Source organism: Micromonospora sp. FIMYZ51 (assembly GCF_038246755.1).
Taxonomy (GTDB): Bacteria; Actinomycetota; Actinomycetes; order Mycobacteriales; family Micromonosporaceae; genus Micromonospora.
The window spans coordinates 2,067,049-2,092,941 of sequence record NZ_CP134706.1 but is presented as its reverse complement, the minus strand read 5'-3'; the positions used below and the strand labels follow the sequence as shown (position 1 = coordinate 2,092,941).

23 protein-coding genes and 2 pseudogenes are annotated in these 25,893 nt (G+C 69.4%); 8 read left to right on the top strand and 17 right to left on the bottom strand.

The annotated features are described in order from the left end of the window. Positions 1-18 precede the first annotated feature (18 nt). A complete protein-coding gene (gene lepB, locus QQG74_RS10255; RefSeq protein ID WP_341720054.1) occupies positions 19-540 on the bottom strand; it encodes a signal peptidase I in 522 nt (173 codons plus the stop codon). A gap of 58 nt (positions 541-598) precedes the next feature. Beyond that, the gene (locus QQG74_RS10250; RefSeq protein ID WP_341720053.1) at positions 599-952 is read right to left on the bottom strand and encodes a DUF1330 domain-containing protein; all 354 of its coding nucleotides are present in this window, start codon (positions 950-952) and stop codon (positions 599-601) included. A gap of 165 nt (positions 953-1,117) precedes the next feature. On the opposite strand from QQG74_RS10250, the gene QQG74_RS10245 reads away from it, so the two are divergent. Beyond that, positions 1,118-1,825: a helix-turn-helix transcriptional regulator gene (locus tag QQG74_RS10245; RefSeq protein WP_341721190.1), complete on the top strand. Its 708-nt coding sequence runs from the start codon at positions 1,118-1,120 to the stop codon at positions 1,823-1,825. On the opposite strand, the gene QQG74_RS10240 is transcribed toward QQG74_RS10245, so the two are convergent. Together QQG74_RS10240 and QQG74_RS10235 are read right to left on the bottom strand one after the other, a co-directional pair. Then, entirely contained in the window at positions 1,749-2,114 is a 366-nt protein-coding gene (locus QQG74_RS10240) for a GntR family transcriptional regulator (protein ID WP_341720052.1), read from the bottom strand. The genes QQG74_RS10245 and QQG74_RS10240 overlap by 77 nt on opposite strands. Then, on the bottom strand, positions 2,111-2,887 hold the full coding sequence (locus QQG74_RS10235; protein WP_341720051.1) for a hypothetical protein: 777 nt from the start codon (positions 2,885-2,887) through the stop codon (positions 2,111-2,113). The genes QQG74_RS10240 and QQG74_RS10235 overlap by 4 nt, the downstream gene beginning before the upstream one ends. Positions 2,888-3,078: 191 nt before the next feature. On the opposite strand from QQG74_RS10235, the gene QQG74_RS10230 reads away from it, so the two are divergent. Next, positions 3,079-3,723 carry a maleylpyruvate isomerase family mycothiol-dependent enzyme gene (locus tag QQG74_RS10230; protein ID WP_341720050.1) on the top strand — a complete coding sequence of 215 codons (645 nt, stop codon included), beginning with the start codon at positions 3,079-3,081 and terminating at the stop codon, positions 3,721-3,723. Positions 3,724-3,857: 134 nt separating this feature from the next. Here the strand turns inward: QQG74_RS10230 and QQG74_RS10225 are convergent, their stop codons facing one another. Beyond that, positions 3,858-4,754: a hypothetical protein gene (locus tag QQG74_RS10225; RefSeq protein WP_341720049.1), complete on the bottom strand. Its 897-nt coding sequence runs from the start codon at positions 4,752-4,754 to the stop codon at positions 3,858-3,860. After that, positions 4,751-5,134, bottom strand: coding sequence for a helix-turn-helix transcriptional regulator (locus QQG74_RS10220; RefSeq protein ID WP_341720048.1), 384 nt, complete (start codon positions 5,132-5,134; stop codon positions 4,751-4,753). Before QQG74_RS10220 ends, QQG74_RS10225 begins: the two co-directional genes overlap by 4 nt. A 102-nt stretch (positions 5,135-5,236) precedes the next feature. Here QQG74_RS10220 and QQG74_RS10215 point away from each other — a divergent pair, with 102 nt between their 5' ends. Genes QQG74_RS10215 through QQG74_RS10200 form a run of 4 tightly spaced genes read left to right on the top strand, consistent with a single transcriptional unit; the run spans position 5,237 to position 8,280 of the window. After that, positions 5,237-5,878 carry a TetR/AcrR family transcriptional regulator gene (locus QQG74_RS10215; RefSeq protein ID WP_341720047.1) on the top strand — a complete coding sequence of 214 codons (642 nt, stop codon included), beginning with the start codon at positions 5,237-5,239 and terminating at the stop codon, positions 5,876-5,878. After that, positions 5,875-6,648, top strand: coding sequence for an SDR family oxidoreductase (locus tag QQG74_RS10210; RefSeq protein ID WP_341720046.1), 774 nt, complete (start codon positions 5,875-5,877; stop codon positions 6,646-6,648). The genes QQG74_RS10215 and QQG74_RS10210 overlap by 4 nt, the downstream gene beginning before the upstream one ends. Beyond that, positions 6,645-7,523 carry an ABC transporter ATP-binding protein gene (locus QQG74_RS10205; RefSeq protein ID WP_341720045.1) on the top strand — a complete coding sequence of 293 codons (879 nt, stop codon included), beginning with the start codon at positions 6,645-6,647 and terminating at the stop codon, positions 7,521-7,523. The genes QQG74_RS10210 and QQG74_RS10205 overlap by 4 nt, the downstream gene beginning before the upstream one ends. 16 nt (positions 7,524-7,539) lie before the next feature. After that, positions 7,540-8,280, top strand: a complete 741-nt coding sequence (locus QQG74_RS10200; protein WP_341720044.1) for an ABC transporter permease — start codon at positions 7,540-7,542, stop codon at positions 8,278-8,280. Positions 8,281-8,311: 31 nt separating this feature from the next. Here QQG74_RS10200 and QQG74_RS10195 read toward each other — a convergent pair whose 3' ends face one another. After that, the gene (locus QQG74_RS10195; RefSeq protein ID WP_341720043.1) at positions 8,312-10,933 is read right to left on the bottom strand and encodes a tetratricopeptide repeat protein; all 2,622 of its coding nucleotides are present in this window, start codon (positions 10,931-10,933) and stop codon (positions 8,312-8,314) included. 447 nt (positions 10,934-11,380) lie between these two features. Between QQG74_RS10195 and QQG74_RS10190 the strand changes: the two genes are divergently transcribed. After that, positions 11,381-13,306: a serine hydrolase gene (locus QQG74_RS10190; protein ID WP_341720042.1), complete on the top strand. Its 1,926-nt coding sequence runs from the start codon at positions 11,381-11,383 to the stop codon at positions 13,304-13,306. A gap of 228 nt (positions 13,307-13,534) precedes the next feature. On the opposite strand, the pseudogene QQG74_RS10185 reads toward QQG74_RS10190, so the two are convergent. The 9 genes and pseudogenes from QQG74_RS10185 to QQG74_RS10145 form a co-directional block, all read right to left on the bottom strand. Then, positions 13,535-14,228: pseudogene (locus QQG74_RS10185) on the bottom strand (XRE family transcriptional regulator); the annotation flags it as partial. Between the two features lie 116 nt (positions 14,229-14,344). Then, positions 14,345-15,529 carry a serine hydrolase domain-containing protein gene (locus tag QQG74_RS10180; protein WP_341720041.1) on the bottom strand — a complete coding sequence of 395 codons (1,185 nt, stop codon included), beginning with the start codon at positions 15,527-15,529 and terminating at the stop codon, positions 14,345-14,347. Between the two features lie 141 nt (positions 15,530-15,670). Next, complete coding sequence (locus QQG74_RS10175; protein WP_341720040.1) at positions 15,671-16,906, bottom strand: serine hydrolase domain-containing protein; 1,236 nt, start codon at positions 16,904-16,906, stop codon at positions 15,671-15,673. A gap of 95 nt (positions 16,907-17,001) precedes the next feature. Further along, positions 17,002-19,539, bottom strand: coding sequence for an ABC transporter permease (locus tag QQG74_RS10170; RefSeq protein ID WP_341720039.1), 2,538 nt, complete (start codon positions 19,537-19,539; stop codon positions 17,002-17,004). 3 nt (positions 19,540-19,542) lie between these two features. After that, positions 19,543-20,316 (bottom strand): ABC transporter ATP-binding protein, encoded by a 774-nt coding sequence (locus QQG74_RS10165; RefSeq protein WP_341720038.1) that lies wholly within the window; start codon positions 20,314-20,316, stop codon positions 19,543-19,545. A gap of 193 nt (positions 20,317-20,509) precedes the next feature. Continuing rightward, positions 20,510-20,683, bottom strand: a pseudogene (locus QQG74_RS10160) (sensor histidine kinase); the annotation flags it as partial. Between the two features lie 577 nt (positions 20,684-21,260). Continuing rightward, positions 21,261-22,439 (bottom strand): helix-turn-helix domain-containing protein, encoded by a 1,179-nt coding sequence (locus QQG74_RS10155; protein ID WP_341720037.1) that lies wholly within the window; start codon positions 22,437-22,439, stop codon positions 21,261-21,263. Continuing rightward, a complete protein-coding gene (locus QQG74_RS10150) occupies positions 22,429-22,593 on the bottom strand; it encodes a hypothetical protein (protein WP_341720036.1) in 165 nt (54 codons plus the stop codon). The genes QQG74_RS10155 and QQG74_RS10150 overlap by 11 nt, the downstream gene beginning before the upstream one ends. Positions 22,594-22,717: 124 nt before the next feature. After that, positions 22,718-23,929 (bottom strand): helix-turn-helix transcriptional regulator, encoded by a 1,212-nt coding sequence (locus QQG74_RS10145; RefSeq protein WP_341720035.1) that lies wholly within the window; start codon positions 23,927-23,929, stop codon positions 22,718-22,720. Positions 23,930-24,180: 251 nt separating this feature from the next. On the opposite strand from QQG74_RS10145, the gene QQG74_RS10140 reads away from it, so the two are divergent. Continuing rightward, on the top strand, positions 24,181-24,495 hold the full coding sequence (locus QQG74_RS10140) for a hypothetical protein (protein ID WP_341720034.1): 315 nt from the start codon (positions 24,181-24,183) through the stop codon (positions 24,493-24,495). Between the two features lie 95 nt (positions 24,496-24,590). Here QQG74_RS10140 and QQG74_RS10135 read toward each other — a convergent pair whose 3' ends face one another. Further along, positions 24,591-25,607 carry an XRE family transcriptional regulator gene (locus tag QQG74_RS10135; protein ID WP_341720033.1) on the bottom strand — a complete coding sequence of 339 codons (1,017 nt, stop codon included), beginning with the start codon at positions 25,605-25,607 and terminating at the stop codon, positions 24,591-24,593. Positions 25,608-25,893: the final 286 nt, after the last annotated feature.

Genomic DNA, 25,893 nt, shown 5'->3' with positions numbered 1-25,893 from the left:
CATCGCATGCGCCTCTGGTCAGTCGACCATCACGGCGAAGACCGACGACACCGGCACCGGCCCGGCACACCGGGAGTCGTTCGACCGAGCGCGGCTGTCGCCCATGACGAAGACGGAGTCGGCCGGCACGGTGACCGCAGCGAACCGGCGCGGCCCGCAGTAGTTCGGATTCGGCGGCTCGTCAAGCGAGGCATCCTCAGCCACGTACGGTTCGGCCAGCGGCTCACCGTCGACGGTCACCTTGCCCGAGGCATCGCAGCAGGCGATGGTTTCGCCGCCGACCGCGACCACGCGGCTGAGCAACGGCACCTTACGCTCACCCCAGAGACCGCCCGGGGCACGGAACAGGACGACATCACCGCGCCGGGGCTGATAGCTGCCGCTGACTGTCCGTGCGGTGACAACCTGGCCGGCCCTGACCGTCGGCTCCATGCTGACGCCGCCCTGGGTGAACTGTTCGGTGGCCCCCGTCTCGGTCACCGCACCGCCACCGCAGCCAGCAACGGCCAGCACGAGAAAGCACGCCATCAATCTGCGCATCCGACGGATCCTGCCAGAAGCGGCGGTGCCGCGCGGCCCCCGCCGGCAACGTGCTACTTCACGACGCCACCGAATCACTGGCCCGACGGAGTTCGGCAGCCATCTGCGCTGAGTCGTGGTCGGGCGCAACACCTTCGACAAGAATCACCTCACCGGCGAGGTGCCTGGTCCGCAGGGGCTTGATCTCCTGGTAGGTGCTGGAGTCGTACCAGGAGCGGGCCTTGGCCAGGTCCGGAAACTCGATGATCACCAAGTCGCCCGGCCAGTCGCCTTCAAGTACGTCGAGGGTGCCACCGTGGACGATGAACCGCCCACCGAACGGAGCAAGGGTGCCCTCGATGCGCTCCAGGTACTCAAGCACGTCGGCGTGGATGGGTGCCCGGCGCAGGTGCGCAAGCGCGTACGCAGTCATGGGTTTCTCCGTTCGTCAGCCACCCGGGGATCTCGTCATTGCCAGGGCGAGGGCTGTCGCCGCAGCTGACAGAGATGATCTCCGCCGCCTTGACGGGCTGTCGATTACCTCGCAGGTAATGATCGGTACGCCAACGCGGCAATTAGGGTCGGCGGCGTGACGACTATGACCAGGGCGGCGCGACCGGTCGGAGAGCTGCTGCGCGACTGGCGCCGAACTCGCGGAATCAGTCAGCTCGACCTGTCGATCGAGGCGGGGGTGTCGGCCCGGCATCTGAGCTTCGTGGAGACCGGCCGATCTCGGCCGAGCCCGGAACTGATCCTGCGACTGGCGGAACAGCTCGACATTCCGCTGGTGGAGCGCAACACGATGCTGCTCGCCGCCGGCTACGCGCCCGCCTACCCCAGCCACGAGCTGAGCGACCCGGAACTGGCTCCGGTACGTGCCGCCGTACGGCAGATCCTCGACGGACACCGCCCGTATCCCGCAGTGCTGATCGACAAGCACTGGCGTCTCGTCGAGGCCAACCCTGCCGTCGCCCTGCTCACCGCCGGTGCCGCGCCCCGCCTGCTCACCCCGCCGGTCAACGTGCTGCGGCTCAGCCTGCACCCCGACGGCATGGCGCCGCGAATCCTCAACCTGCCCGAGTGGCGCGCCCACCTGCTGCACCGGCTGCGCCAACAGGCCGCGACAACCAACGACCCGCGGCTGTCCGAACTACACGAGGAGCTTCGGGGCTATCCCGGCGGCGACGACCGGACCAGACGTTGGCCGTCGGGCCAGGCGCCGAACCCGGTCATGGTGTCGAAGCATTTGCCAGTGCCGCCTCGACGATCCGAATCGCCTCGGCCGGTTCGATGCCGATGCTGGTGATGACGGCTGCGTAGTCGCGGGCGGCCCGGCGGGCCTGTTCGAGGGCCTGCTCGCCGGCGGCCGAGACGAACGAGCCGGCCCGCCCGCGGGTCTCGATCAGCCCGGCCTCCTCCAGTTCCCGGTACGCCCGACCGACGGTGTTCACGGCGAGGCCGAGGTCGGCCGCGAGCCGGCGGATCGTCGGCAGTCTGGTGCCTACGGCGAGCGAGCGGTCCTGGATCTGCCTCGCGAGCTGGGCCCGGAGCTGCTCGTACGGCGGCGTTGGCGAGGCCCCGTCGATGACGATCATCGGGTCGCCATCGCTCGCCGGGCGGCCGTCCCGGCACCGGCGCCCCGGATCTGGATCAGGCTGAGCGCGAGCGCGCCCGCCACCACGAGCACCAGCGAGACCGCGTTCCACCAGCCGAGCGACTCCCCGTACAGGAAAATCGCCGGCAGCGACCACACCAGGCTGGGTGTGACGAGGGCGCGGGCGTCCTCGACCCGCATGATGACATCGGCGGTGAGCGACGCTTCGTCCTCCGCCACGGCCGGGCTCGCCAGCACCTGGCGCAGCTGCATGATGGTGCCGGCACCGGTGCCGGCGAGGCCGATCAGCACGACGATCGCCCCGTACCGCAAGCCGGAATCCGAAACCGGCAGCACGCTCACGGCGAGCAGCACGGCGCTGGTGAAGGCGGCGGCGGTGAAGATCGCGTACGGCCGACCCAGCACCGCCGGCCAGCCGAGCTTGACCGGATGGGCGACCCGTCGGGACAGGTGCGCGCCGGCCCGCTTGTCGACGCGCCGCACCCACCAGCCGAGCAGCCACTGCGCCACCAGCAACCCGACCACCAGCCCGGTCAGCGCCAGCAGTGGCAGCCAGGAGGACCTGGCGTAGGTGAGTCGCAACGCGTGCGTGAGTGCCGCGCCGATCAGGAACCCGGCCAGCAGGAGGCTGTCGGCGAGCCTGGCGCGCCGCCGCACCGCCAGCCGCGTCGCGAGCAACGAGGTCGGCTCGATGTCGGCCAGGCCGTGCCGGGCCAGCCACCGCCTGACCTCCGGGTGATCTGCCTGTCGCATGCCCCACCTCCAAATGTCGCAAGCTTTGTATCAAAACAATGAGTCATAGCATGCGACAATGTCAACCCTGGGTTGGGACGTAGCGGCGGCGAGGCTCTCGGCGTGATCCGAAGACGAGTACGCTTCCACCGATGACACTGGCGCATGCGTCAGGCCCTCCCCCACAAAGCCACCCAGCTACTGGAGTTCCCTTGGCCGAGACCACCGCACGGGATGCCCTGTGGTCCGCCACTCACGCCGAGCGCGCCGCCCTCGCCGACGACCTCGCCGAACTCCGCGACGCCAACTGGGCGCAGCCCTCACTGTGTGGAAACTGGACAATTGAAGAGGTCGTCGCCCACCTGACCGCGGCGGCGAGCACCGGAACAGTGCGCTGGCTGACCAGCATCCTGGGCGCACGCTTCGACTCCGATCTGCACAACCAGCGCCGGCTGGCCGAGCAGCGTGGTGCGACACCCGCCGAAACCCTCGAACGATTCCGTCGCGTCATCACCAGCACCACGGCAGCGACCGGGCATACCGCCGCCTGGCTGGGCGAGGTCATCGTGCACGGACAGGACATCCGCCGGCCGCTCGGACTGCCGCACACACCGCCGGTGCCAGCCGTCACCGAGGTCGCCCGCTTCTACGCCAGCCGGGACTTCACCGTCGCCAGCCGCAGCGCCACCAAGGGACTACGCCTGGAAGCCACCGACGGGCCCTTCGCGACCGGCACGGGCCCGCTGGTAAGCGGCACAACGCTCGCGCTCACCATGGCCATGGCGGGCCGCCACGTCTACCACGACGAGCTGACCGGTCCCGGCGTGCCCATCATGCGCGCACGCTGCTCGTCCTAGCGGCGTAGCCAGACGAAAGACCCTCGTCGTACGACCCGACGACGGCGACCCGGGGTGCGCGGCAGACCCGGCGACAGGCTGGCACCGAGTCCTGCCGGGGCGGTCCGGCCGTGGCCGGACCGCCCACCGGTTGGTCAGGCGCGGGTGCGCTGCCGCAGCCGGGTCGAGACGACCGCGGTGGCGGCCATGAGGATCGCGACGACCAGGGACGGCAGGGCGTCGGGCCGGTACAGCAGTTCCCCCGTCGGCCCGGCGTTGCCCAGTTGGTAGAGCGTGCCCAGCAGGAAGGTGGGAGCGACGGCGATCAGCAGTCGCTGGTCGGCCGTGGCCACCCACAGGAAGGCGGCTGCCGCGGCGATCACCATGGTGGCGGCAACGATCTGCGAGCTGATGTCGGCGTGGCGGAAGCCGTCCGCAGGGATCAGATGCAGGGCGAGTATGCCGGCGGTGACCAGAACGGCGTTGGCCCGGGGTGCCGGCGGCACGTCCGCCGGACGCCGCAGGCCCACCACGATCAAGGGCGTGGCGACGACCGGTGCCCACCACTGCGGCAGGCCGTTGAGGAACAGGTACGGAGAGATTACGGTCGGCACCACCGCCGCAGCCACCACCAGGACGGCAGCGGCGCGGGCGCGGCCCGCGACGAGCGCCACCAGCGCCGCGCTCACCATGACCGGCTGGATGCCCTGATCCCGCAGGACGGCCAGGGGGTCCAAGAATCCGCCGAACTGGAACGCCTCGACGAGGTCGTCCAGGCCGATGAGCACACCCAGCGCCAGCACCGCCATGGCGCCCAGGTGGATGCCCTGCCAGAGCAGCACGGCGGTGGGTCGAGCCGCGGTGCTGCCACCGTGCACCCGTAGGGCGCCCCGGATCAGCGAGGCCGCCTGCCGGACGCTGGGCCAGCGGCGGGTGGTCGGTTCGTCGCCGATCAACGTGTCGATCAGTTCGTCGGCACGTTCGCGGCGGTAGCCGGCCGGATAGGCCCGCAGCAGCATGCGGTAGCGCTTCTCCAGAACGTCAGAACTCATGCTGGTCTGATCCTCGCGATAGAAGGTTGAGACGTGCTTCCCTGCGGGAAGCTCCGGTGCGACAGGCGGTCCATGACCACCCGGGCGGCCCGGGCGAGCCGGTCGGCTTCCTCGGCGAGTACGCGGTAACCCTCGTCGGTGAGCCGGTAGTAGCGACGGGCACGCCCGTTGACGATCTCTTCACCGTCGGCGGTGATGAGCCCCTCGCCGAGCAGCCGGTCGATCACCGAGTACAGCGAGCCGGCAGCGAGCGTCACCCGCCCATCGGACAACTCGGTCACCCGCTTGATCACGGCATAACCGTGGAGCGGGCCACCGAGCAGGGCAGCAAGGACGAAGTACGACGGTTCCCGCAGCGCGGGGCGCGAGGTCGATCGCATGGTGTCGAATACACAAGCAACATGAGTATCTAGCCAGCATGACCATGCGTCCGGATCTGGGCGCATGGCGGCCCACTTGGCGGTGATGCTAAATTTTTGGCCATGGTGCCAAATTCTGATCACGACGGCCAGTCACGCTCCTTCATCGAAGAGGCACGGCGGGCCCAGATTGTGAACGCCGCCGTTGAGACCATCGCCGAGGTCGGTTACCACCGCGCGTCGATGGGCAAGATCGGCACCCGTGCCGGGATCAGCCGCGGACTGATCTCGTACCACTTCGCGGGCAAGTCCGAGCTGATCGCCCAGGTCGTCACCACCGTCTACACCGATGCGGCAGCGTTCATGGCCCCGATGATCGACGCCGAGACCACGCCGGCCGGCCAGCTGCGCGCCTACCTCAGCTCGAACCTGGAATACATGCGCGCCCATCCGGCCCGGATGATCGCGCTCGTTGAGATTCTCACCAGCGGTGGCCTGGCTGACCTGCCCGACACCGACCCAGCCGCATTCGACCGGCAAATGCTGCTGCCGCTGGAGCAACTGTTCGCGGCGGGGCAGGAATGCGGCGAATTCCGGGACTTCGACGTCACCGTCATGGCCCGGATCGTGCGCGGCGTGATCGACGCCGTACCCACCGCGCTGTCCCGGGATCCCGACCTCGACATCGACCGTTACCTGCGGGAGATCACCACCGCTATCGACCACGCCACCCGGCCGGTCCCGTCCACCACGGAGCAGACATGAACCCCCTCGACGGCAGAGTCGCACTCGTCACCGGCGGAGCCAGCGGAATCGGCGCGGCCATCGCCCGCCGCTTCGCATCTGGCGGCGCCCGCGTCGTCATCGCCGACGTCGATCCGGCCGGCGAGACGGTCGCCCGGGAGGTTGCCGGCGCCTTTGTCCGTACCGACGTCACCCGGCCGAGCGACAACTTCGCCGCCGTCCGAACCGCGACCACGCACTTCGGCAGCCTCGACATCGCCGTGCTGAACGCCGGAATCGGTGAACAGGGCAGCTTCATCGAGGATTTCCGGCCCGAGCACTACCGCGACCTGGTCTCGGTCAATCTCGACGGGGTGGTCTACGGGCTGCACGCCGCCCTGGAGGTATTCACCGCCCAGGGTTCCGGCGCGATCCTGGCCACCTCCAGCCTCGCCGGCTTGAGCGAGAGCCCGATGAACCCGCTCTACGCGGCCACCAAACACGCCGTGATCGGGCTGGTCCGCTCCGTCGCGCCGGTCGTGGCCGACCGGGGCGTCACCGTCAACGCGCTCTGCCCCACCTTCATCGACACCCCGATCCTGGGGGAGGCGATCCCGTTCATCAGCGACCTGGGCGTGGCGGTCCTGTCGCCCGAACGGGTCGCCGAGGTCGCCGAACTGGTGCTGACACGCGGCGGGACCGGACAGGCGTGGCCGGTCGTGCCGCACGGCGAGCCGGGCCCGTTCGCCTTCCCCGACATCCCGTCGATCATGTCCGCCCCGAACCGACAGGTCCCGGAGGCCGCCTCATGACCGTCCTCGCCCGCGCAATCGACCTCACCCGCCGGTACAACGACACGACCGCGCTTGACGGCGTGTCCCTGGATATCCCTGCCGGGCAGGTACTCGGATTGCTTGGCCCCAACGGTGCCGGAAAGTCCACACTGATCAACGTCATGACGGGCCTGCTGCGGCCCAGTTCCGGCCGTGTCGAACTGTGCGGCGGCGACCCGCGCAGCGAGTCGACCCGCCGTGTCATCGGTGTGACGCCGCAGGAGACCGGGCTCCCGGAAACCTGGCGGGTCGCCGAACTTGTGGACTTCGTCGCGGCGCACTTCCCCGATCCGGTGGACCGGGCCGAACTACTTGACCGCTTCGACCTCACCCCGCTGGCCGACCGGCAGGCCGGCGGCCTTTCCGGCGGACAGCAGCGGCGGGTCGCGGTCGCGCTGGCCTTCGTCGGGCGGCCCCGACTGGTGTTCCTGGACGAGCCCACCACCGGTCTCGACGTGGACGCCCGGCGGGCGCTGTGGGACGGCATCCGTTCCTTCCACGCCGACGGCGGAGCCGTCCTGCTGACCAGCCACTACATCGAGGAGGTAGAGGCGCTGGCCGACCGGGTCGTGGTGATGAACCACGGCCGGATCATCGCCGACGGCAGTGTCGCCGAGATCCGCAGCCAGGTCCGGCTCAAACGGGTCACCCTGACCGACCCGGTGCTGCCCGCGCTACGCGCGGTCGCCTCGATCGAGCGAGACGCCGACCGCACCCATCTGCTCACCAACGACGCCACCGCGCTGGTCCGGGAACTGGTGGCCTCCGGCGCGTCCTTTACCGACATCGAGATCGAAGCCGCATCGCTGGAGGACGCCTTCCTGGCGATCACCGGCGACCGGCGGACCACCTGACCCGAAAGGCCGTTCCATGTCCTCATTGACCATGACCTACACCCGGCGAAACCTCGCCGAGACCATCCGTACGCCCACGATGTTCCTGACCGTGGCACTGGTCCCGGTCGGAGTCATGGTGTTCTTCGTCGTACCGTTCATCGGGCAGGATGCGGCGGCGATCACCTCGGCCACCGCGACCCTTGTGGTGTTCGGGGTGCTCATGGCCTGCGTCGCCCACTTCAGCGTTGCGATCGCCGCGCAACGGGAATCGGTCTGGGGGCATTATCTGCGCACCCTGCCCGGCGGGATCGCGCCGCAGATGTTCGGCTACCTGCTGGTCGGGCTCGCGGTCGTCGCCGCAGCGATCATCCCGATCCTGCTGGTGGCCGGAGTGTTCACCGCCGCCTCGGCTCCGCCGTCACGGGTGCTGCTGGCAGCGGGGGCGCTGCTGATCACGGTGGTGACCTTCACCCTACTGGGGCTGGCGATGGGCTACCTGATGACGATGCGGGTGGCGGCCATCGCCAACAGCATCGGCTTCCTGCCACTGGCGGTGGCCGGCGGGATGTTCTTCGACGAGGCGGACACGCCGCGAATCATCGAGCAGATCGCACCCTTCGTACCCACCCGGGGCGCGACCGACCTGGTGCTGGTCGCGCTCACCGGGGAGCCCGTCGGGCCGCTGTCACTGGTGATGCTCGCAGTATGGATCACGATCTTCGCCGGGCTCACCGTCTGGGGTCACCGCCGCGATCAGGTCCGCCGGTTCAACTGAGGCGCGCTTTCCTAGGCAGCGGCGCCGGACCTCAGTGAGGCCGGTCGGGCGTACGCGAACAAGAACCCTGTCGGTGGGAAAGCCGATCTCTCGGCACCATCTTTCGGCGCCGCACCGACAGCCATCGGGCTTGTCTTCTGCTCGTCGCGCGCTCCTGTCGCCCGCCCCGGGTGCGGACGAGCTGCTCGCGGACGCACTCCGCGTCGGGATGACCGAGATCGTCAAGGATGCGCAGGGCCCGCTGCCAGGTGCGCGCGGCACCCGCCCGGTCGCCCGACGAGCGTCGGCTGGCACCGAGCCGGATCAGGCTCTCCGCCTCGTCGTACCGGTCACCGATCTGCACGAACAGGCGCAGCGCCCGGTGGTAACACCGGACCGCTCGACGATGGCGGCCGAGACGGTCGTAGATGAAGCCGAGACTGTCCCAGGTGTTCGCCTCGCCGTGCCGGTCGTCGGTTCGACGCAGCAGTACCAATGCCCGCCGGCAGTGTTCGAGCGCCGGCCCGTACTGGCCGAGTTGCGCGTACGCCCAACCGATCCCGTTCTGCGCGCTGGCCTCCCCGGACAGGTGACCGACGGCCCGATACAGATCCGCGGCCCGTTGCGCGTGGTACAGGACCTCGGTGTGCCGACCGAGTCGATCCAGCATCGCGCCGAACGCCCGATGGGTACGCGCCTGGCCGGTGCAGTCGTCGAGCTCACCGAAGAGCTTCAGCGCCGCGCGGTAGTGACTCTCCGCCCTCTCCCGCTCGCCTGTCCGGGCCAGCACCCGGGCGAGGTCGCGGTGGGCGCTGGCCTGCCCGGACGGGTCGTTCGCCCGCCGCGCCGCGGCCAGGGCGGTCTGCTGCGCGTCGACCAGGTCGAACCAGTGGCCCCGGCGTTGCAGGAAGTCCACCAGGGTGCGTGCCAGCCGCCACGCGTGCCCCTCGAACCCGATACGCGCCGCGTGGGCGACCGCCGCGAGGAGGACGCGATGCTCGGCGGTGAACCAGGCCAGCGCGTGGCGGTGGTCGCTGATCGCCTCGGGCACCACCCCGGGTGGGGCAGCGGCCAGCGGGATCGGATCCCAGCTGGGCTGCAACCGCAGCGCGGCGCTGTGTGCCGAGTGCAGGTAGTGGTCGAGGCCGCGTTGGATTGCCGCGCGGTGGGTCCCGGGTGTCTCGGTGCTCTCGATCAGTTCGGCCGCGTACCCGCGTAACAGGTCGTGGGTGCCGAACCTGCCCGGCGCGTGTTCGGTGACGAGGTGGGCGTTGGCCAGCTCTGCCAGCAGCCGGTGCACCTGATCGCGGGGCAGTCCAGCCAGGCTGGCGGCGGCGGGTATCCCGATCTCCGGCCCGCAGTGGCAGCCGAGCAGCCGGAACAGGCGCGCGGCGGGCGGAGTGAGGCTCTGGTACGACCAGGAGAAGACCGCCTGCACATCGGTACCGACGTCACCACCGTCGAACGCGTCGCGTAGGCGCCGCGTCTGCCGCAGTTCGGCGGCGAGGGTGGCCAGGGGAAACCCCGGGTGCGCCAGTCCTCGGGCGGCGACCACGGCCAGCGCGAGCGGCAACCGCGCGCACCGCTCGATCATCTCGTCGACGGCCCGTGGTTCGACCGTCAACCGGTCGGCACCGAGGCGTCGGGCCAGCATCTGCCGGGCCTCCTCGACGGTGAGCAGGTCCACGGTGATCGGTCGGGCTCCCTCGGCGGCGACCAGGCCGGCGAGACGGTTGCGGCTGGTCACCAACGCCAGGCAGCCTGGGCTGCCGGGCAGCAGGGGGCGAACCTGGTCGGCGTCGTGGGCGTTGTCCAGCACCACCAGCATCCGCCGGCCGGCGAGAAGGCTTCGGTACAGCCCCACCTGTGCAGGCAGGTGAGCGGGGATGCGTTCGGGCGGCACGTCGAGGGCCTCAAGGAACCCCCGAACCGCTTCGGCGGGCGTCGTCATCGGGCCGGCGGGGTCGAATCCCCGGAGGTTGACGTAGAGCTGTCCGTCCGGGTAGCGCTCGGCGACCCGGTGCGCCCAGTACACCGCCAGGGTCGTCTTGCCGACCCCGGCGGTGCCGGACAACACCACGCTCGTCGCGGCGGGTTCACCGGGGCCACCTGCCCCGGGGACGGCAGACCCGTTGTCGACGCCGCACGCGACGTCGAGTTGGGCGAGTTGCGCGGTACGGCCGACGAAGCTGGCCAGGGCCGGTGGTAGCTGGTGCGGCACGACGGTCGATCTCCGGGCGGCACCTGCTGCCGGGGCGCTCGCCTGGGCCACCGGGACTTCGGCTTCCTCCTGCCCGTCGGCCGGGTTCGGCTGCCGCCGACCTTCCTCGACCCGGTCGCGCGCGGTGGCCAGCGCCCCCTGCTCGACTCCGGTGGCGCCGAGCAGGCCGGTCAGGATGTCGAAGCGCTCGGTCGAGGGCAGCACGTTTCCCGCGAAGTACTCCCCGATGATGCCGCGCGACCAGCCGGTCTTCGCCGCCAACTGCCGGTACGTCAATGGGGTGTCGCCCTGCTGCCGGGCGTGTCGGCGCCGGAGCTGGCGCAGCAGCCCGGCCAGATCGTGCACCGTCCGCACGTCGGCGGACTCGCGCACGATCGCGAGCGTGGAACGGGATGCCTCAGACACTCGGTCGATCGCCGGTCGGGCGTCGGGACGTACCCGTTGGTCGGACATGCGGCCTCCGCGTGCTGGCCGCCCGGCGGTGGGCGCTGATGTCCGGGAGCGTAATCATCCCGGTTGGGCACCGGCAGCAAACCGACCGATATCCGTCAATGCACCCAGACTTCGGGAAGGCGCTTGCCTTCGCCTCGTCCGTCCATCGTGGTGGGCGATCGTCGCCGGGGCTCGGAACCCGGGTCGAGGGTCATGGCCGGTACCCGGCAGGTCGGTTCGACGGTGCCGGCCGTCACCAGGGTCCACCCGGGATTTCGGTCCCAATTGCCCGTGTCCAGCGGCGTCCAGTGGCGTCCAGGATGCCCCGCGCCCGGCGGAAACGCGTGCCACCGTCCATGGGCGGGATCGTCCCCGCCCAGCAGATCGAGGAAGGAACACGACATGAACTTCCGGCACGTGACAGCGCGAGGGCCGGCGACGTTACCGCGCGACCGAAGGGGAGGCCCCATGACAGAAACCGATCGGCTGCTGAGCGTCAGCCGCACCAACTCGTCGGTTCTCATCAGCCATCAGCGGCTCGGCGCGCTGCTGTTGGCGCTCGTCGTCGCCGCCGTCGCCGCCGTCTGGAGCGGCCAGCGACCGGCACACGCCGATGCCGACGCGCTCACCGATGACAAGTCGGTGTCCGTGGTCACCGGATGGTGGTCCTACACCAACGTCACCGAGCAGTTCGTGACGGACCGAATCAACGAGCACGACGCCAGGTTGACCGACATCGAGGTGTACGACGCCGCTGCCGGCACCTACACCGTCGTCATGGTCCGTGACTCGGGCGCGTACGCGGTGCCCGGCTGGTGGTGGTACCCGAGCCTCACCTTCGCCGAGGTGGGCCAGAAGATCAACCAGCACACCGCCCGGCTGATCGACATCGATCCGTACGTGATCAACGGCCAGGTCCGGTATGCCGTGGTGATGGTCTCCAACACCGGCTCCGCCGCGCGCACCTGGTGGTGGTCGAGCGGCGTCACCTCGGCGGCGGTCGGTGATTTCCTGGCGGCGAACAAGCCCAACGCGGGCGACCCGGTGAAGCGTCTGATCGACCTGGAGACACACACCGTCGGGGGCACCAAGGTGTACTCCGCCATCTACGTCGCCAACACCGGGACCGATGCCAAGTCCTGGCAGTGGTGGCTCAACCAGAGCGCTGCCTCGGTCCGGCAGAAGATGAACGACTTCGGCGGACGGATCACCAACCTGGAACGTCAGGCCGACGGCACGTACAACTTCATCCAGGTGCACAACTCGGGCAGCGACGCCAAGGCATCCTGGGTGCATTTCGGCCTCACCTCGCTGAGCCAGGCGCTCAACGTCGCGGCACAGCACGGGGCACGAGTGTTCGACGTGGACACGTACCTGGTCGGCGGCGTACGCCGCTACGACGCTCTCATGATCGACAATGTGAACGCGGAGACCCGACGGCTTTCCGACCTCATCGCACCCGCGTACACCGACGCCGATGGGCTACCCACCGCCGACTTCGGCTTCTACCTCAAGCGGGTGGGCGGCAGCCAGAGCACCGGCCTGCGAACCACCTTGCAGTACGAGCCGGCCAGCTCCATCAAGGCGGTGCACAACCTCACCGTCATGCGCAGCGTGCGCAACGGCGAATCGCTCAACTCGTCGTTCACCTACTACAACTACCCGAACAGCCCGTTCAACGCGAACACGAAGGACGCCTGCCCGATCCCGGCCGACGAGGTGGTGGCCAACCGGGTCACCAGCACCCTCGACTTCGGCAAGGACAACATGATGTCCATCTCGGACAACCGCACGACCAGGGGCGTCGTCCTGCGATACGGGTTGGCCGCGGTCCAGAACGCGGCGAACGCCGCCGGGATGACCTCGACCACCATCGATCAGGACCAGGCCGGTTGCGCGTACCTCGGCGGGAAGCGCAACTTCACCACCCTCGTCGACATGGGCCGGCTCTACGAAGGAGTGGAGGACGGCACCCTGCTCGGCACCGGGCAGTTCCGCACCGAGTTCTACCAGCCGATGAACACCGGCGTGGGTGGCGGTAGCCCGCTGGCGGCGATCGTGACGGCGGAGGCCAACGCGCAGGGCAAGGGCGCCGTGGCCGCCCAGTTCATCGCCCTCATGCGCAACCACTTCAAGGGCGGCAGCTACAACGTGCCGTGTGCCCAGGTCGGTTGCTCGAACGGCTGGGTCTACGTCCGCACCAACGCGGGCAGGATGGCCCTGCCGGTCAAGTCGGGCGGCGTCGTGAGCGAGCGGGTCTTTGTGTACGGCACATTCGTGGACAATCAGTACCTCTGCACCACCTGCTCGACGGTGTCGCTGGACAACGCCGTGGCGACGATCAACGCCGAGCTGTTCCGCGCCGAGATCCGATCCGCCCTGCTCACCTGGTAGCCGCAGGGTCCAACCCCGACAACCGCAACACGACACCGCTGTGATCGGTGGGGCGCGCCGCGTCGCGGGCGCCCCACCGGTCATTGTCGCAATGGTGAACGCGGCCCGATCCCCGGCTGGGGTCCAGCTCTACGACTGCCACGGCGGCACCAACCAGCGATTCAGCCTCGTCGCACGATGACCATCGCTGATCCACTCTTCGCCGGCAGCCAGGACGACAGGCTGGCCCTATGAAGCGAGGCCAACCTTTATCGCCAGATCACGAGCATCGGTGCGGGTGGAGCGTGGCCCGTCGAGCAAATCCAAGGAGATGGCGTGCCCGACGCGGCCTCGACGGAATCGCCGCCGCATCATGACGACGAGCCTGCCGCACCGCCTCACCCGACTTCTGCAACTCCACCGCCACCGTCACCGCGTGCGCGCCCATGATGACCCGGGAAAACGACGTCTGCGGCTGGTAGAAACCCTGCGGCAGGCGCTGCGCCACCTGGTCCGCACGATCCCAGTACCGCCAGGCCCGCCCTTCCTCACCCGCACGAGCAGCCGTATACGCGGCCTCGAAGTTCAACGCACCCCACAACGCCAGCAGATTCGTGCCCCCATCGGCCACCTGCCGCTCCAGAGCCGACAACACGTCAAGCGTCACCGCCATCGCGGTATCCCAATCCCCGGCGTCCCGATGCACCTGACGCAGAAACCACCCCGCACACGCGATCGCCTCCGGATCACCGGACTCCTGCGCCGCCACCATCGCCCGATCCGCCACCCGCCACAACAACTCGGCAGCCGGCTGGTACGCAATGAACATCTGCGCCAACCCGAGCGCCTCCGCCAACAGCACCTGTGCCTGCCGCCGCTCGCCACCCTCGTACACCAACACGGCCCGCTGCCCGTCCCGCGGCAACCCCGGCAACAGCCCGCCGCGATGCGCCCACCGAGCACCCAGCCGACCACAAGGGACACAAACACGAAGGTGTTTGACCCGCACTTTTCCGCAGGTCAGACGCGATGCTGAGAGCGGAACTCCTGCCATGCCGGTCACTTCGCGCAGAGCGCGGCGTCGACGAGGTCGGCCCGTTCGGCGGCGACAGAGCCGTCCGTGACCGACCCGTTGAGCGAGGTGACCACCACGGTCGCCGCGCGACCGTCGTCGGTGGCGCCGTTGACGGTCGAGTAACCGGGGATGTCACCGCCGTGGCCCCACGCCACCCCGCCGCAACTCAACGGGGTGCGGAAGAGGCCGAGCCCGTACCCCACACCTGATTGCGGATGCAGCGCGACGGCGGTGCGCATCTCGGCCAGCTGCGCAGGTTTGAGCAGTTTGCCAGCCAGAAGGGCCAGCAGGAACGTGTTGAGATCGGCCGGAGTGGAGACCAGTTGGCCGGCGGCCCAACCCCAGCTCGGGTCCATCCGGGTGAAGTCGAGCAGTTCGCCGGTGGCTTCGTCGAGCTGGTAACCCTTGGGATGCCTGCCGCGGATACCTTCCTCACCGATCCCGGGCGCATAGGTGTCACGCAGACCTATCCGCTCGATGACCCGGGTGGTGACCAACTCGTTGAACGGCCGGCCGGTGACCCGTTGGGCGATCAGGCCGGTCAGCAGGTAGTTGGTGTTGCTGTAGGCCCAGTCGCCGGCCGGCCTGCCTGCCCTGGCGTTGGCCATGTCCAGCAGCTCCCGGGGCTCGAAGTAGATGTGCTGGTACCGCGGAATGTCGATCATTTCCGGGAACATCGTGTCGGTGTAGTCGGGCAACCCGCTGGTGTGTTGCAGCAGTTGACGGACCGTGATCGCGTCGGCGTCCACCCCGGGGCTGCGCACCAGACCCGGCAGGTACGTCTCGACCGACTCGTCGAGGTCGACTGCGCCTTCGTCGACGAGTTGCAGCACGACGACGGCGGCGAACATCTTGCTGGCGCTGCCGATGCGTACCTGGCCGTTTTTCGGCACCTTCGCGCCGGTGCGCAGGTCGCCGACCCCGGCCGTGTAGTAGTGGGTCCGGCCGCGGCGGTCCCGGACGGCGGCCAGCGCCCCCGGGTGCCGGTCGGCGCCGACGAGGGCGTCGATGCGTTGCCCGATGGCGTCGGGGCGGGTCTCGGCCCAGGCGGCACCGACCGGGCCGGCGGTCGTGAGACCACCCGCCGCGATCACCGCGGTCGTCGCCATCGCGACGACCCGGCGACGCGACCGGGTGGGCCGGCGGAGTCGAGTGAGGTGAGTGGGCATGGCAGGCTGCTCCTTGACTGGGTACGGATGGCGGCCGGGCCGCCGCCGGTGCGGGTACGCCAGGCGTTCCGGCACCGGCGGCGGATCGCTCCGCCAGTGGCTGTTCGGGCGAAGGGACCGGGGCAAGTTGACTCGCGACAGCTAACTGCCGGCGCACAGGGCGGCGTCGAAGGCGTCCAGGACCTGGAAGATGCCGTCGGGGACCGGGCTCGATTCGGCGGTCACCACGATGGTCACGGCCCGACCGTCGGCGGTGATGGCGGTCCGGCTGGAGTAGCCGTCGATGTCACCGCCGTGCCCCCAGGCGCGACCGCCGCAGGAGAGGTCGTACCCGGTGGTGCCGAGGCCGTAGTGCCACACCAGGTCCGGGAAAGCCTCGCCACCGGGGAGGAAGACCTTGCTGTCGCGCATCTCGGCCAGGGTCGCAGGCGAGATCAGCTTCCCGTTCTGCAGCGCCACCAGGAACTTGTTGAGGTCACTCGGGGTGGAGATCATCTGGCCGGCCGCCCAGGCGATGGAGGGATCCACCTGGGTGGTGTCGACCCACTTCATCGTCTCCGGGTCCGGCAGGTAGCCCTTGGCGTACGGCCGGCGGATGGTCTTGTCACCGACACTCGGCCAGTACGTCTCGTGCAGCCCGACCGGCTTCAGGATCTTGTTGGTGATCACTTCGGCCAGCGGGCGACCGGTGACCTTCTGCACCAGCAGACCGGCCACGATGTAGTTGGCGTTGCGGTACTGCACCTGCCCGCCGGGGGCCGGGGCGTGCGCCTCGTGGGCGAACGCCGAGTCGAGCATGTCGCGCGGCTCGTAGTACCTCTTGCTCCACACGGAGACATCCGGCAGGTCATACTCGGGCAGGCCGCTGGTCATACCCAGCAGGTGCCGGACCGTGATGGTGTGTCCGTCGAATCCCTTGCCACGGACCAGCCCCGGCAGGTACGTCTCGATCGGCTCGTCCAGCTGCACCTTGCCCTCGTCGACGAGCTGTAGGACGGCGACGGCGGTGTACATCTTGGTGTTGCTCGCCATCCGTACGTACCCGTCGGTGGGCACCTTCGCCCGGGTACGCGGGTCGTTGACGCCGGCGGTGTAGTTGGTGACGCGGCCCGTGCTGTCCCGTACCGAGGCCAGCGCCCCGGGCGCGACGCCGGCCTTGACCAGGGCGTCCAGGCTGCTCTGGATGGTGTCCTTCTTCGGGCGGTGGGCCTGCGCGGCGTCGGCGTGCTGAAGTCCGATGCCGGCGGTGCCGGTCAGCGCGACGAGCGCCAGTGCGGCGGCGGTGCGGCGTCCGGCGCCGAACCGCTTGCGCGGCGTCGCGGTGCCGTCGTCGTTGGTGTTCGCCTTGCCATACCTCTCGGTGTGTAGCGTTGACATGGAACCTCCTGGTGAGTGTTCGGACCGGGCACCCTGTGCGCCGATCCACGGAGCCGACGACGATTCGTCGGAGCCTGCGGTGGACTGACTGGCGGTCACTCCTTGACGCCGATGCTGTGCACCGGCGGCGTACGAAGGAGCACGCTGATGGGGGCGACGGTGGTGACCAGCGCGAGCAGCGCGGTACCGCCGATGATCGAGATCCAGCCGAGCGGCGGGACGTACGGGATCAGTTGCCCGGTCATCGTCCGGACCACTGAGACCAGCGTGACGGCGGCGATGACGCCACCGATGAGCAGCGACGTGCCGAGCAGGCCGGCCTGTTCGGCGTGCACCATCCGCTTGACCTGACGGGTCGTGACGCCGACCAGGCGCAGCAGGGCCAGCTCGCGGCCCCGGGCCAGCGCCGCCATGATCATGGTGTTGGCGGCGGCGAGGGCGGCGTAGCCGACCATGACGCCGATGAGCAGCTTGTTCAGCCAGGCGCTGAGCGCCAGGTCGGTGGCGAGCTGGGCGCCGATGACCCCGGTGTCGATCAGGCCGCTGCCCGGGTACCGCTCGACCAGGCCGGCGAGCCCGGCGACGGCCTCGGCGTCGCCCGGTACGGTGCTGATCAGGACCTGGTCGTCGAGGTTGGTCGGGGTGTGGCCGTCGCCCGTCTCCCGGTGGAGAGTCACGTCCCCGAAGGCGAGCCCGCGTTCGTAGACGGCGACCAGCCGCAACGACACCGGGGTGCCGTCACCGAGCCAGAACTCGACCTGGTCGCCGAGATCCGCCCCCTGTGTGGACGCCTGCAAGGTCGACATTGCCACGGCGTCGCCACGCAGGTCAGCGAGGCTGCCCTCGGTGACCGACAGGTCCAGGGCCCGGTCGGCCCCGTCGGGGTCGATCACCTGGGCGGCGACGGGTTCGACGCCCCCCATCACCGGGACGATCACCGAGGTACGCCGGATTCCGGTGGCGGCGACGACGCCGGGCACCTGGCGGGCGTCCGCCACGGCGGTAGCCGGCAGCCCGACCGCCGACACCAGCGCGTGCTGGGCCAGCATTCCGTCGCGGGTCTGGGCGATGCTTTCCCGCTCCAGGTTGTCCTGCAAGAACCAGATCGAACCACCGAAGCCGACCGACAGCACCAGCGCGGTCAGTACGGTCGCCATGCCCCGAGCGTTCGCCCGCAGGTTGGCCGCCGCCAGGTATCCACTGTCGCCCCACACGGCACGCAGCACCGGGCCGAGTACCTGCGCGGCGTACCGGTTGATCCACGGCGCGAGCAGCGCGGCGGCGAGCACGAAGACGAACAGCATGCCCAGCGCCGCGCCGAGCGCTGCTTCGCCACGGAGGGCCGTACCGAACATGGTCAGCGTGACCCCGCCGCCGAGCGCGATCAGACCGGCGACGAGCCGGACGCGGCTGCTGCGGGCCGGCTCCACGGCGACCTCGCCGAGCGCCTCGGTCGGGCGGATCTTCACCGTACGGCGGGCCGCGATCAGCCCTGCCGTCACCGCCACCAGCACCGTCGCCGCGCTGACCGCCACCGCGGAGAGCACCCCGCCGGCGATCGGGAAGCCGTCGGGGATGAAGCCTCTGGTCATGAGCTGTCCGTGCACCCAGTCGGTCACCCACAGCCCGGCAGGGACGCCGAGCACGGCTGAGACGATGCTCAACTGCGCGACCTCGGCGACGATCATCAGGCGTACCTGTCCCGGGGTCGCCGCGACGGCACGCAACAGGGCCAGGTCGCGGCGGCGGTGGCGGACCGCCAGGCCGATCGTTCCGGCGACGACGAACATCACGAGCCCGGCGACGTAGCCGCCGAAGACGGCACCGAGCTGGATCAGCATGGTGGCCGCCGCGAGTGCCTCGGACTGTTCGAGCTTTCCGCGATCGTCGCCGGTGTGGACGGTCGCGCCGGATTCGGCGGCCAGCCGGCCGACCTCGCTCGTGACGGCGGCGGAGTCCGCGCCCTGGGCCAGGACGATCCCGATCAGTCCGGCCCGGTCCGGGCTGCCACTGAGCGCCGCGGCGTGGTCGTCGGTGAAGAAGATCGCGGCCGGGGTGTCACCGGTGGCGGTACGGTCCACGATGCCGCTGACCCGGTACTGGCGCTCCGATCCGGCGGCGCGGACCGGGATCTGATCACCGGGCCGAAGCTGGGCACCGGCCGCCGTGGCGAGCCGGGTGTCGATGGCGACCTCGTCGGTGGTGTCCGGCCGGTTGCCGTCGACGATCCGGTACGGGGTGAGCGCGGCGCTGCTCCAACCGTGCGCGACCGCCTCCTGTGCCGTGTCCTGGATCGGTACGACCGCCTGGATCGAGCGGTCGGCGGCGGCGACCGCCACGCCGGGCAGCCGCCCGATGCGGTCGGCCAGGTCGACCGGCACGCTTCCGCCGGTGGGCAGGTCCACGGTGACCGTGGTGGTCTGACCGAACTCGGTGTGCTCGATGGTCATGTCGCGATCCGCGACCAGGATGTCGGCGGCCGGGTACCGCTGCGGTGCGGGTGTGAACCGCATCCCGGACTCGACCAGCACGCCCATCGACATGAGGATCATGACGCCGCAGGTGAGCGCGACGAGGGTGGCGACCGCGCTGCCGATGCGGTGGCGCAGCATCCGGAGGGCGAGCATCAGCATCGCTCAGCTCTCCACAGTGGTGAGCTGGCGGCGGCCGAGCCACGCCAACTGCTCGGCGATCTGCTCCGCACCCGGCTGGGGCATGTCCCGCACGATCCGGCCGTCGGCCAGGACCATCACCCGGTCGGCGTACGAGGCCGCCACCGGATCGTGGGTCACCATGATCACCGTCTGCTGCGACTCGTCCACCACCGACCGCAGCAGGGCCAGCACGTCAGCGGCGGTCTGGGTGTCCAGCGCGCCGGTCGGCTCGTCACAGAAGATCACCTCGGGGCGCATCGCCAGTGCCCGGGCGATCGCCACCCGCTGCTGCTGCCCGCCGGACAACTCGGCGGGGCGGTGGTGCAGCCGGTCGCCGAGCCCGACCCGGTCCACCACCTGGCGCAGCCACGTCGCGTTGGGGCGTGCCCCGGACAGCCGCAGCGGCAGGTGGATGTTCTCCTCGACGTTCAGCGCGCCGATCAGGTTGAATGCCTGGAAGACGAAGCCGATCCGGCTGCGCCGCAGCTTGGTCAGCCTCGTCTCCGACAGTCGCGACAGCTCCTGGTCACCGATCCACACCTGCCCGGAGGAGGGCCGGTCCAGGCCGGCCGCGGTCTGCAACAGGGTGCTCTTGCCGGAACCGGACGGCCCCATCACCGCAGTGAACGTGCCGCGGTGGAACTCCGCGTCGACGCCGGCGAGCGCGGTGACCGCCTGCGGTCCGGAACCATACGTACGGGCGAGCTGTATCACGCGGACCGCCGGGTCGGCGGGGCGTCCAACGCGGACGGACATCTGGACCAACCTCTCCATGTCGTCAGAGGACGATGACATGGAAAAAGCTATGGTCAGACGGGCTATCGGACGATCCAGCGTACTGGCCGACCGGGGTAGCGCAGGCTGTACTAGCCGCGCCGCTGGGCGTCTTCGAGGTGACGCAGGACCGCCGTCACCCGCCGGTCGGCGCGGTCGCCAGGCCGTCGAGCGCGGCGGCGAGCCCACGGTCGTCGAGCGCGGCGGCGAGCCCACGGTCGTCGAGCACCGGGGGCAGCATCCCGCGTACGACACTGCGAAGCTCCGCTCGGGCCAGTTCGGCCGAGTCGTGCGCGCGGTCCAGGATCTCCACCGCCCGCGCCCGGTCCGCGACCCGGCGATCCGCTGCCATGCGGGGGCGGTGGGTGGCCAGCGGCGATCCCGGGCTTTCGTCGCCTCACGTAGGGGCCACCCGGACAGTCGACGAATCCGTTTGAAGACAGCAATCGTCGGTCAGAGCAGGAGTCGGACAGCCGGGCGGATGCTCCTTCATCCTCACGTCAGGTACGAGCATGATGGGTGGTTGATCAGGGAGCGGCCTGCTCCCATCCTGCTCCCAATTCAAGGGGTCAACGGCCAGAAGCCCGTTACCGGCGCTTCCGGTCACGGGCTTCCAACCTGCGAATATTTACGGTGGGCGATACTGGGATCGAACCAGTGACCTCTTCGGTGTGAACTCACGGCAGGCTGGCCGGATCGGGTGCCGTGCGAGGTCGTCCGGCCTGGTGGCGCTCGTGCTCGTCGGGTTCGGTTGGCACGGTTGCTGTACTTCGCTGCTGTATTTTCGCCAGCGCCCGGAGGGCATCCGCCGCGCCGCACACCGGGCACCGGCTCCCCTGCCACCTCCGGTCGCGAAGGGTGCGCCGGGCCGCGAGGGTCAGCCGGTTACGGATCTGCGCGAGCGACAGGAACGGCGCGGTCACCGGTCACACCAGCCCGAGGCTCAGCGCCAACTCACCGACCATCGCCGGAGCCTTCGGAGCACGGGCGATCTCCGCCAGCACGTCCCGGCCCACCGGGCGGCGGCGTACCTCGTACGGCGCCAGCCGCTCTGCATTCAGCAGCACCCGCGCCGCGTTGGCCGGATCATCGACCTGGAGATACGCGCGGGCAGCATCAATCAGGTACGCGGCCCGATGCTCAACCGGCAACACCCCCCACCCAGCCCGGCGGATCGCCTGCCGGTGCCGGGCGACCGCCGCCGACCCGTCACCCAACTCCACCGCAGCGGTTACCCGAGCCAGCTCCACCGCCGTCGGCCCGAACCCCGTCCGATGCAGGTCGAACCCCTCCCCCACCCGCACCGCCATCTCAGCAGCCTCGTCCAACAACTCGCCGCTGACCCGCTCCTCACCACACCGAGCCGCCACCAACCCCGCCTGCACCACCAACGCCCCACACAACGACACCTCCCCCACCCCACCGGAATCAAAATCCGAAGGAGCAATCCGGTACGCCGCCGCCAGCAACACCGACCGCGCCCGACCCGAGGACCGCAACACCTGCCCAAGCTGCACCGCCGCACACCCCACCAACACGGGATCACCCGCAGCGGCAGCCATCGCCCGATCCGCCGCCAGCCACGCCAGATCCGCCTGACCCAGCTTCACCAACAGGGCAGCCGTCACCCGATACGCCTCCACCACCAGACGCCCAGCCGACGGATCCCGGGCATACGCGCGCCGCACATCGCTGAGCAGACTCGGTATCAGCTCCACCACCTGCGGATATCGAGCATGCTGATATGCCGTCCAGGCGTACCCGACGTGCCGGGCAACCTGGTCGTCCGGCAGCACCGGCGCCGGCCGGTCACGCCCTATCTCGTACGCCGACAAGGCTGCCCGAACCCGCGCCACGTCCTCGTCCCGCTCGACCATACCGGCGGGCTGGGCGTCCCGACCGAGCAGCGTCGCCGCGTCGACCCGCAACACCGAGGCGACCTCCCGGATCGTCGACACCCGCTCCAGGCGGCGGACCCCACGCTCGACCTTGTCCACCCAACTCTTCGACTTGCCCAACCGATCAGCAAGGGTCTGCTGCGACAACCGCCGCCGCGCCCGCAGATACGCCACCCGCCGACCGATCGGCACCCGGTCACCGGTCACGACGACGCCACGGCCGATCCGGCACCGCCCGAGTCGTCTCCTCGACCGGTATCCGTTCCGCCTCAGCCTGAGCAAGAATCCGCTGCCTCGCCGCCTCCCGCTCCGCCTCCTGGATCTGCTCGCCCCGACTCTTGGACGAAGAGTTCTCGCTCATCCCCACCTCCGCTGGTAGGGGCGCGGCGTCATGCTCCTGAAGGACCAACATCGCCCACCGCATCCCGTGAGCGAAAAACTACGGTCAGTCGCGAGGCGGAATGGGTAAGGTTCCTACCCGCGATTCAAGAGGCGAGGCCAACCTTTATCGCCAGATCACGAGCATCGTTGCGGGTGGAGCGTGGCCCGTCGAGCAAATCCAAGGTGATCTGACGGGCGTACCCATTGAAGCGGATCGTCTCAGGAGCCGACTCGTACGCCCGCCGCAGCGTCGCCACAGTCGACTCCTTGTCGTCCTTGCCGTAGTGCGCCCGCGCGACCTCGATGAGATGGCGTGCCCGACGCGGCCTCGACGGAATCGCCGCCGCATCATGACGACGGGCCTGCCGCACCGCCTCACCCGACTTCTGCAACTCCACCGCCACCGTCACCGCGTGAGCGCCCATGATGACCCGGGAAAACGACGTCTGCGGCTGGTAGAAACCCTGCGGCAGGCGCTGCGCCACCTGGTCCGCACGATCCCAGTACCGCCACGCCCGTCCTTCCTCACCTGCACGAGCAGCTGTGTACGCGGCCTCGAAGTTCAGTGCACCCCACAGCGCCAGCAGATTCGTGCTCCCATCGACCACCTGCGGCTCCAGAGCCGAGAGCACGTCCAGGGTCACCGCCATCGCCGTGTCCCAGTCCCCCGCGTCCCGATGCACCTGACCCAGGAACCACCCCGCCCGCGCGATCGCCTCCGGGTCGCCGGACTCCTGTGCCGCCACCATCGCCCGGTCCGCCACCCGCCAGAGCAACTCGGCGGCAGGCTGGTACGCAATGAAAATCTGCGCCAACCCGAGCGTCTCTGCCAACAGCGCTTGTGCCTGCCGACGCTCGTCACCTTCGTACGCCAACACGGCACGCTGCCCGTCCCGCAGCAGCCCCGGCAACAACCCACCCAGCACCGTACGGTGATCCGACGCCTGATGACGTGCCCGCCACGCCACCGCAAGCCGCTCCCTCAGACTGGACAGCGATTCGGCCGGGTCGTCGCCGGAGAACGCGACGCGGTTAACGGCGTCCCGGACCGATCCCAGCGCCGGATGCTCCGGCCCGTTGACCACAGCAGAGCGGTCACCAAGCTCCACGGCCAACACCGACACGTCGATCTTGAGGGCACGCGCGATCCGATCCAGCATGTGAATGCGCGGCGGCAGAATCCGATCGGTCTCCACCGCCTTGACCCACTCGGCGCTGCGCCCCACCAACCCACCGAGCACCGCCCGAGTCTTCCCGGACCGCTCCCGGTAGACCTTCAACCGCTGCCCGAACGTCAACTCCGGCAAGGAATCCACCCGGAACCTCCTCGCATAGCGCGGGACGCGGAACCGATTGATCGGCCGCGATCACGCCCAACGCTACCGATCGACAGACCGTCCCATAACCCTCACACGCCGGCGACCCCTGGTCCTGGCAGCATCCCGACCTTGAACCAACAACTTCAGGCCAGTACGCCAGGGCAGTTTCGACGCCATCCGTACGGCCCGTGGCGAGTGGGCTGTTCGAAGGGTCGATCAAGAGATGAGCAGGTGTCACGCTTGCAGGCATGGCAAGTGAGCAACGGGAACAGTGGGTCCGGATGGCTCGTGCAGCCCTGATCATCGCCGCAATGCGAAGGTCACTGCTCACCTACGGCGAACTGGGGCGGGCCATCGGCATGGCCGGCATAGATCTCCGAAATCAGATGCGCCACGTGCTCGCCCAGGTCGCCGATGAGTGCATCGCAGCCGGTGAACCATCATTGCCCGCACTGGTTGTCAATGCCACAACAGGACAGCCAGGTGCCGGCTGGACCGACGGGGCCGTCCGCTGGCATGCGGAGGTACAGCAACTGTTCCGGCACTGGAACTCACCTCACTGAGGGCTGGATCTGAACCGAGATCCCTTGTTGCGGAAGCAGCCATATCAAGCTTGTCATTCCTCGCCACAAGTCGGCGAGCACCGGAGCCGCCCTAACTACGCGGCCAGGCTCAGCCGCTCGCACAGTCCTCGCAACTCCGGTGACATCGACCCCTTGCGCAGCAACGACCGGGCCGTCTCCCGCGCCGCCACCGACGAGCGGGCATGCTGCGGCCCGATCCGCTCCGCCGCGAGGAGCATCCGTACGGCATCGCGGTCCCGACCGACCGCCTCGGCGGCACGGCCCATATCGAGCCAGAAGTAAATCTGTCGCACCGCTGGCAGACCCGCCAACTCCACACCCGCCGCTGTCTTCATCGCCGCCTCCGGACGGCCCGTGTCGAGCAGGAACGCCATCAACCACAGCGTCACGTTCCGTGGCCCCCAGGCGAGATCCCAGCTCTCGGTTTCCCCGGTGTGCGCCGCGATCCGCCCGGCCTCGGCAAGATGCTCCTCCGCACCGGCCTCGTCATGCAGCCCGCCGAGGTGAAGCGCCCGCGCCAGGTGCAGGAACCCCAGCACGTCCAACGCCCCTTCCGTCCCGCTACCGGCAAGATCAGATGCGGCGGCATCACACAGCGTCCGCGCCGGACCGTACGCCCCCGAATAGGCCAACACCCGCGCTCGATTGGCCGCCGCGACCCCGACCGCCACCGGGTCATCGAGCAACCCCGCCGCCTCGGCACACCGCTCCGCAGCCAGCCATGCGTGCGCCGGAAAACTCACATTCAGCAACGACCCCATCACCACGCCGTACACCGGCACCATCACCATCAACGCCACCCGTCGATCAGCCAGACTGTGCATCGCCGGCACCAGATCAACGAGCCGCCGCAGCGCACCCGCGTAGTCGCACCGCCCGTACAGTTCACGCACGAGCGCCGCCTCCCGACGCACCTGCTCAACAGTCGCCACCGCACTGGAACGTCTAGCCATCGGCGTATCCATCATGATCCGCCACACCCGCTCCGCATCGATGCGAGCCGCATCAAGCTGTCGATCAGCCGGCATGTACGCCTGCCCAGTCAGGTCAACCACCGAACATTCAAGAGCCGCCGCCAGATCCACCACCATGTACCGGTCCGTGCGCTGCTGACCACGCTCAATCCGCGACCACGACGTATGAGAGATCCCCGACTGGCCGCGTACCGCACACTCCAACCACGCAACTCCCGACGAGCCCGGATGCGATCACCAATCGACGGATCAGCAGGTATAGGCCGACGAGGCATCAGCGGCACTCCCAGGTCACATGAGATCCCTGCCGACCATCCCCGGCAGGCTGCCACTTCGGACGGTACACCGCCCCGCACCGATGACAGCCTGACGCAGTTGATCCCTCTGTCCGGTTGTCAGCGCT

What these genes read in the sequence shown, in the direction of transcription:
- QQG74_RS10135 (WP_341720033.1), bottom strand. Translation starts at nt 25,607, where the DNA reads ATGGTGGTGGATCTGGCGGCGGCTCTTGAATGTTCGGTGGTTGACCTG.
- QQG74_RS10140 (WP_341720034.1), top strand. Translation starts at nt 24,181, where the DNA reads ATGGCAAGTGAGCAACGGGAACAGTGGGTCCGGATGGCTCGTGCAGCC.
- QQG74_RS10150 (WP_341720036.1), bottom strand. Translation starts at nt 22,593, where the DNA reads ATGAGCGAGAACTCTTCGTCCAAGAGTCGGGGCGAGCAGATCCAGGAG.
- QQG74_RS10205 (WP_341720045.1), top strand. Translation starts at nt 6,645, where the DNA reads ATGACCGTCCTCGCCCGCGCAATCGACCTCACCCGCCGGTACAACGAC.
- lepB (WP_341720054.1), bottom strand. Translation starts at nt 540, where the DNA reads ATGCGCAGATTGATGGCGTGCTTTCTCGTGCTGGCCGTTGCTGGCTGC.
- QQG74_RS10225 (WP_341720049.1), bottom strand. Translation starts at nt 4,754, where the DNA reads ATGAGTTCTGACGTTCTGGAGAAGCGCTACCGCATGCTGCTGCGGGCC.
- QQG74_RS10195 (WP_341720043.1), bottom strand. Translation starts at nt 10,933, where the DNA reads ATGTCCGACCAACGGGTACGTCCCGACGCCCGACCGGCGATCGACCGA.
- QQG74_RS10220 (WP_341720048.1), bottom strand. Translation starts at nt 5,134, where the DNA reads ATGCGATCGACCTCGCGCCCCGCGCTGCGGGAACCGTCGTACTTCGTC.
- QQG74_RS10245 (WP_341721190.1), top strand. Translation starts at nt 1,118, where the DNA reads ATGACCAGGGCGGCGCGACCGGTCGGAGAGCTGCTGCGCGACTGGCGC.
- QQG74_RS10200 (WP_341720044.1), top strand. Translation starts at nt 7,540, where the DNA reads ATGTCCTCATTGACCATGACCTACACCCGGCGAAACCTCGCCGAGACC.
- QQG74_RS10235 (WP_341720051.1), bottom strand. Translation starts at nt 2,887, where the DNA reads ATGCGACAGGCAGATCACCCGGAGGTCAGGCGGTGGCTGGCCCGGCAC.
- QQG74_RS10240 (WP_341720052.1), bottom strand. Translation starts at nt 2,114, where the DNA reads ATGATCGTCATCGACGGGGCCTCGCCAACGCCGCCGTACGAGCAGCTC.
- QQG74_RS10170 (WP_341720039.1), bottom strand. Translation starts at nt 19,539, where the DNA reads ATGCTGATGCTCGCCCTCCGGATGCTGCGCCACCGCATCGGCAGCGCG.
- QQG74_RS10175 (WP_341720040.1), bottom strand. Translation starts at nt 16,906, where the DNA reads ATGTCAACGCTACACACCGAGAGGTATGGCAAGGCGAACACCAACGAC.
- QQG74_RS10190 (WP_341720042.1), top strand. Translation starts at nt 11,381, where the DNA reads ATGACAGAAACCGATCGGCTGCTGAGCGTCAGCCGCACCAACTCGTCG.
- QQG74_RS10215 (WP_341720047.1), top strand. Translation starts at nt 5,237, where the DNA reads ATGGTGCCAAATTCTGATCACGACGGCCAGTCACGCTCCTTCATCGAA.
- QQG74_RS10165 (WP_341720038.1), bottom strand. Translation starts at nt 20,316, where the DNA reads ATGTCCGTCCGCGTTGGACGCCCCGCCGACCCGGCGGTCCGCGTGATA.
- QQG74_RS10250 (WP_341720053.1), bottom strand. Translation starts at nt 952, where the DNA reads ATGACTGCGTACGCGCTTGCGCACCTGCGCCGGGCACCCATCCACGCC.
- QQG74_RS10180 (WP_341720041.1), bottom strand. Translation starts at nt 15,529, where the DNA reads ATGCCCACTCACCTCACTCGACTCCGCCGGCCCACCCGGTCGCGTCGC.
- QQG74_RS10210 (WP_341720046.1), top strand. Translation starts at nt 5,875, where the DNA reads ATGAACCCCCTCGACGGCAGAGTCGCACTCGTCACCGGCGGAGCCAGC.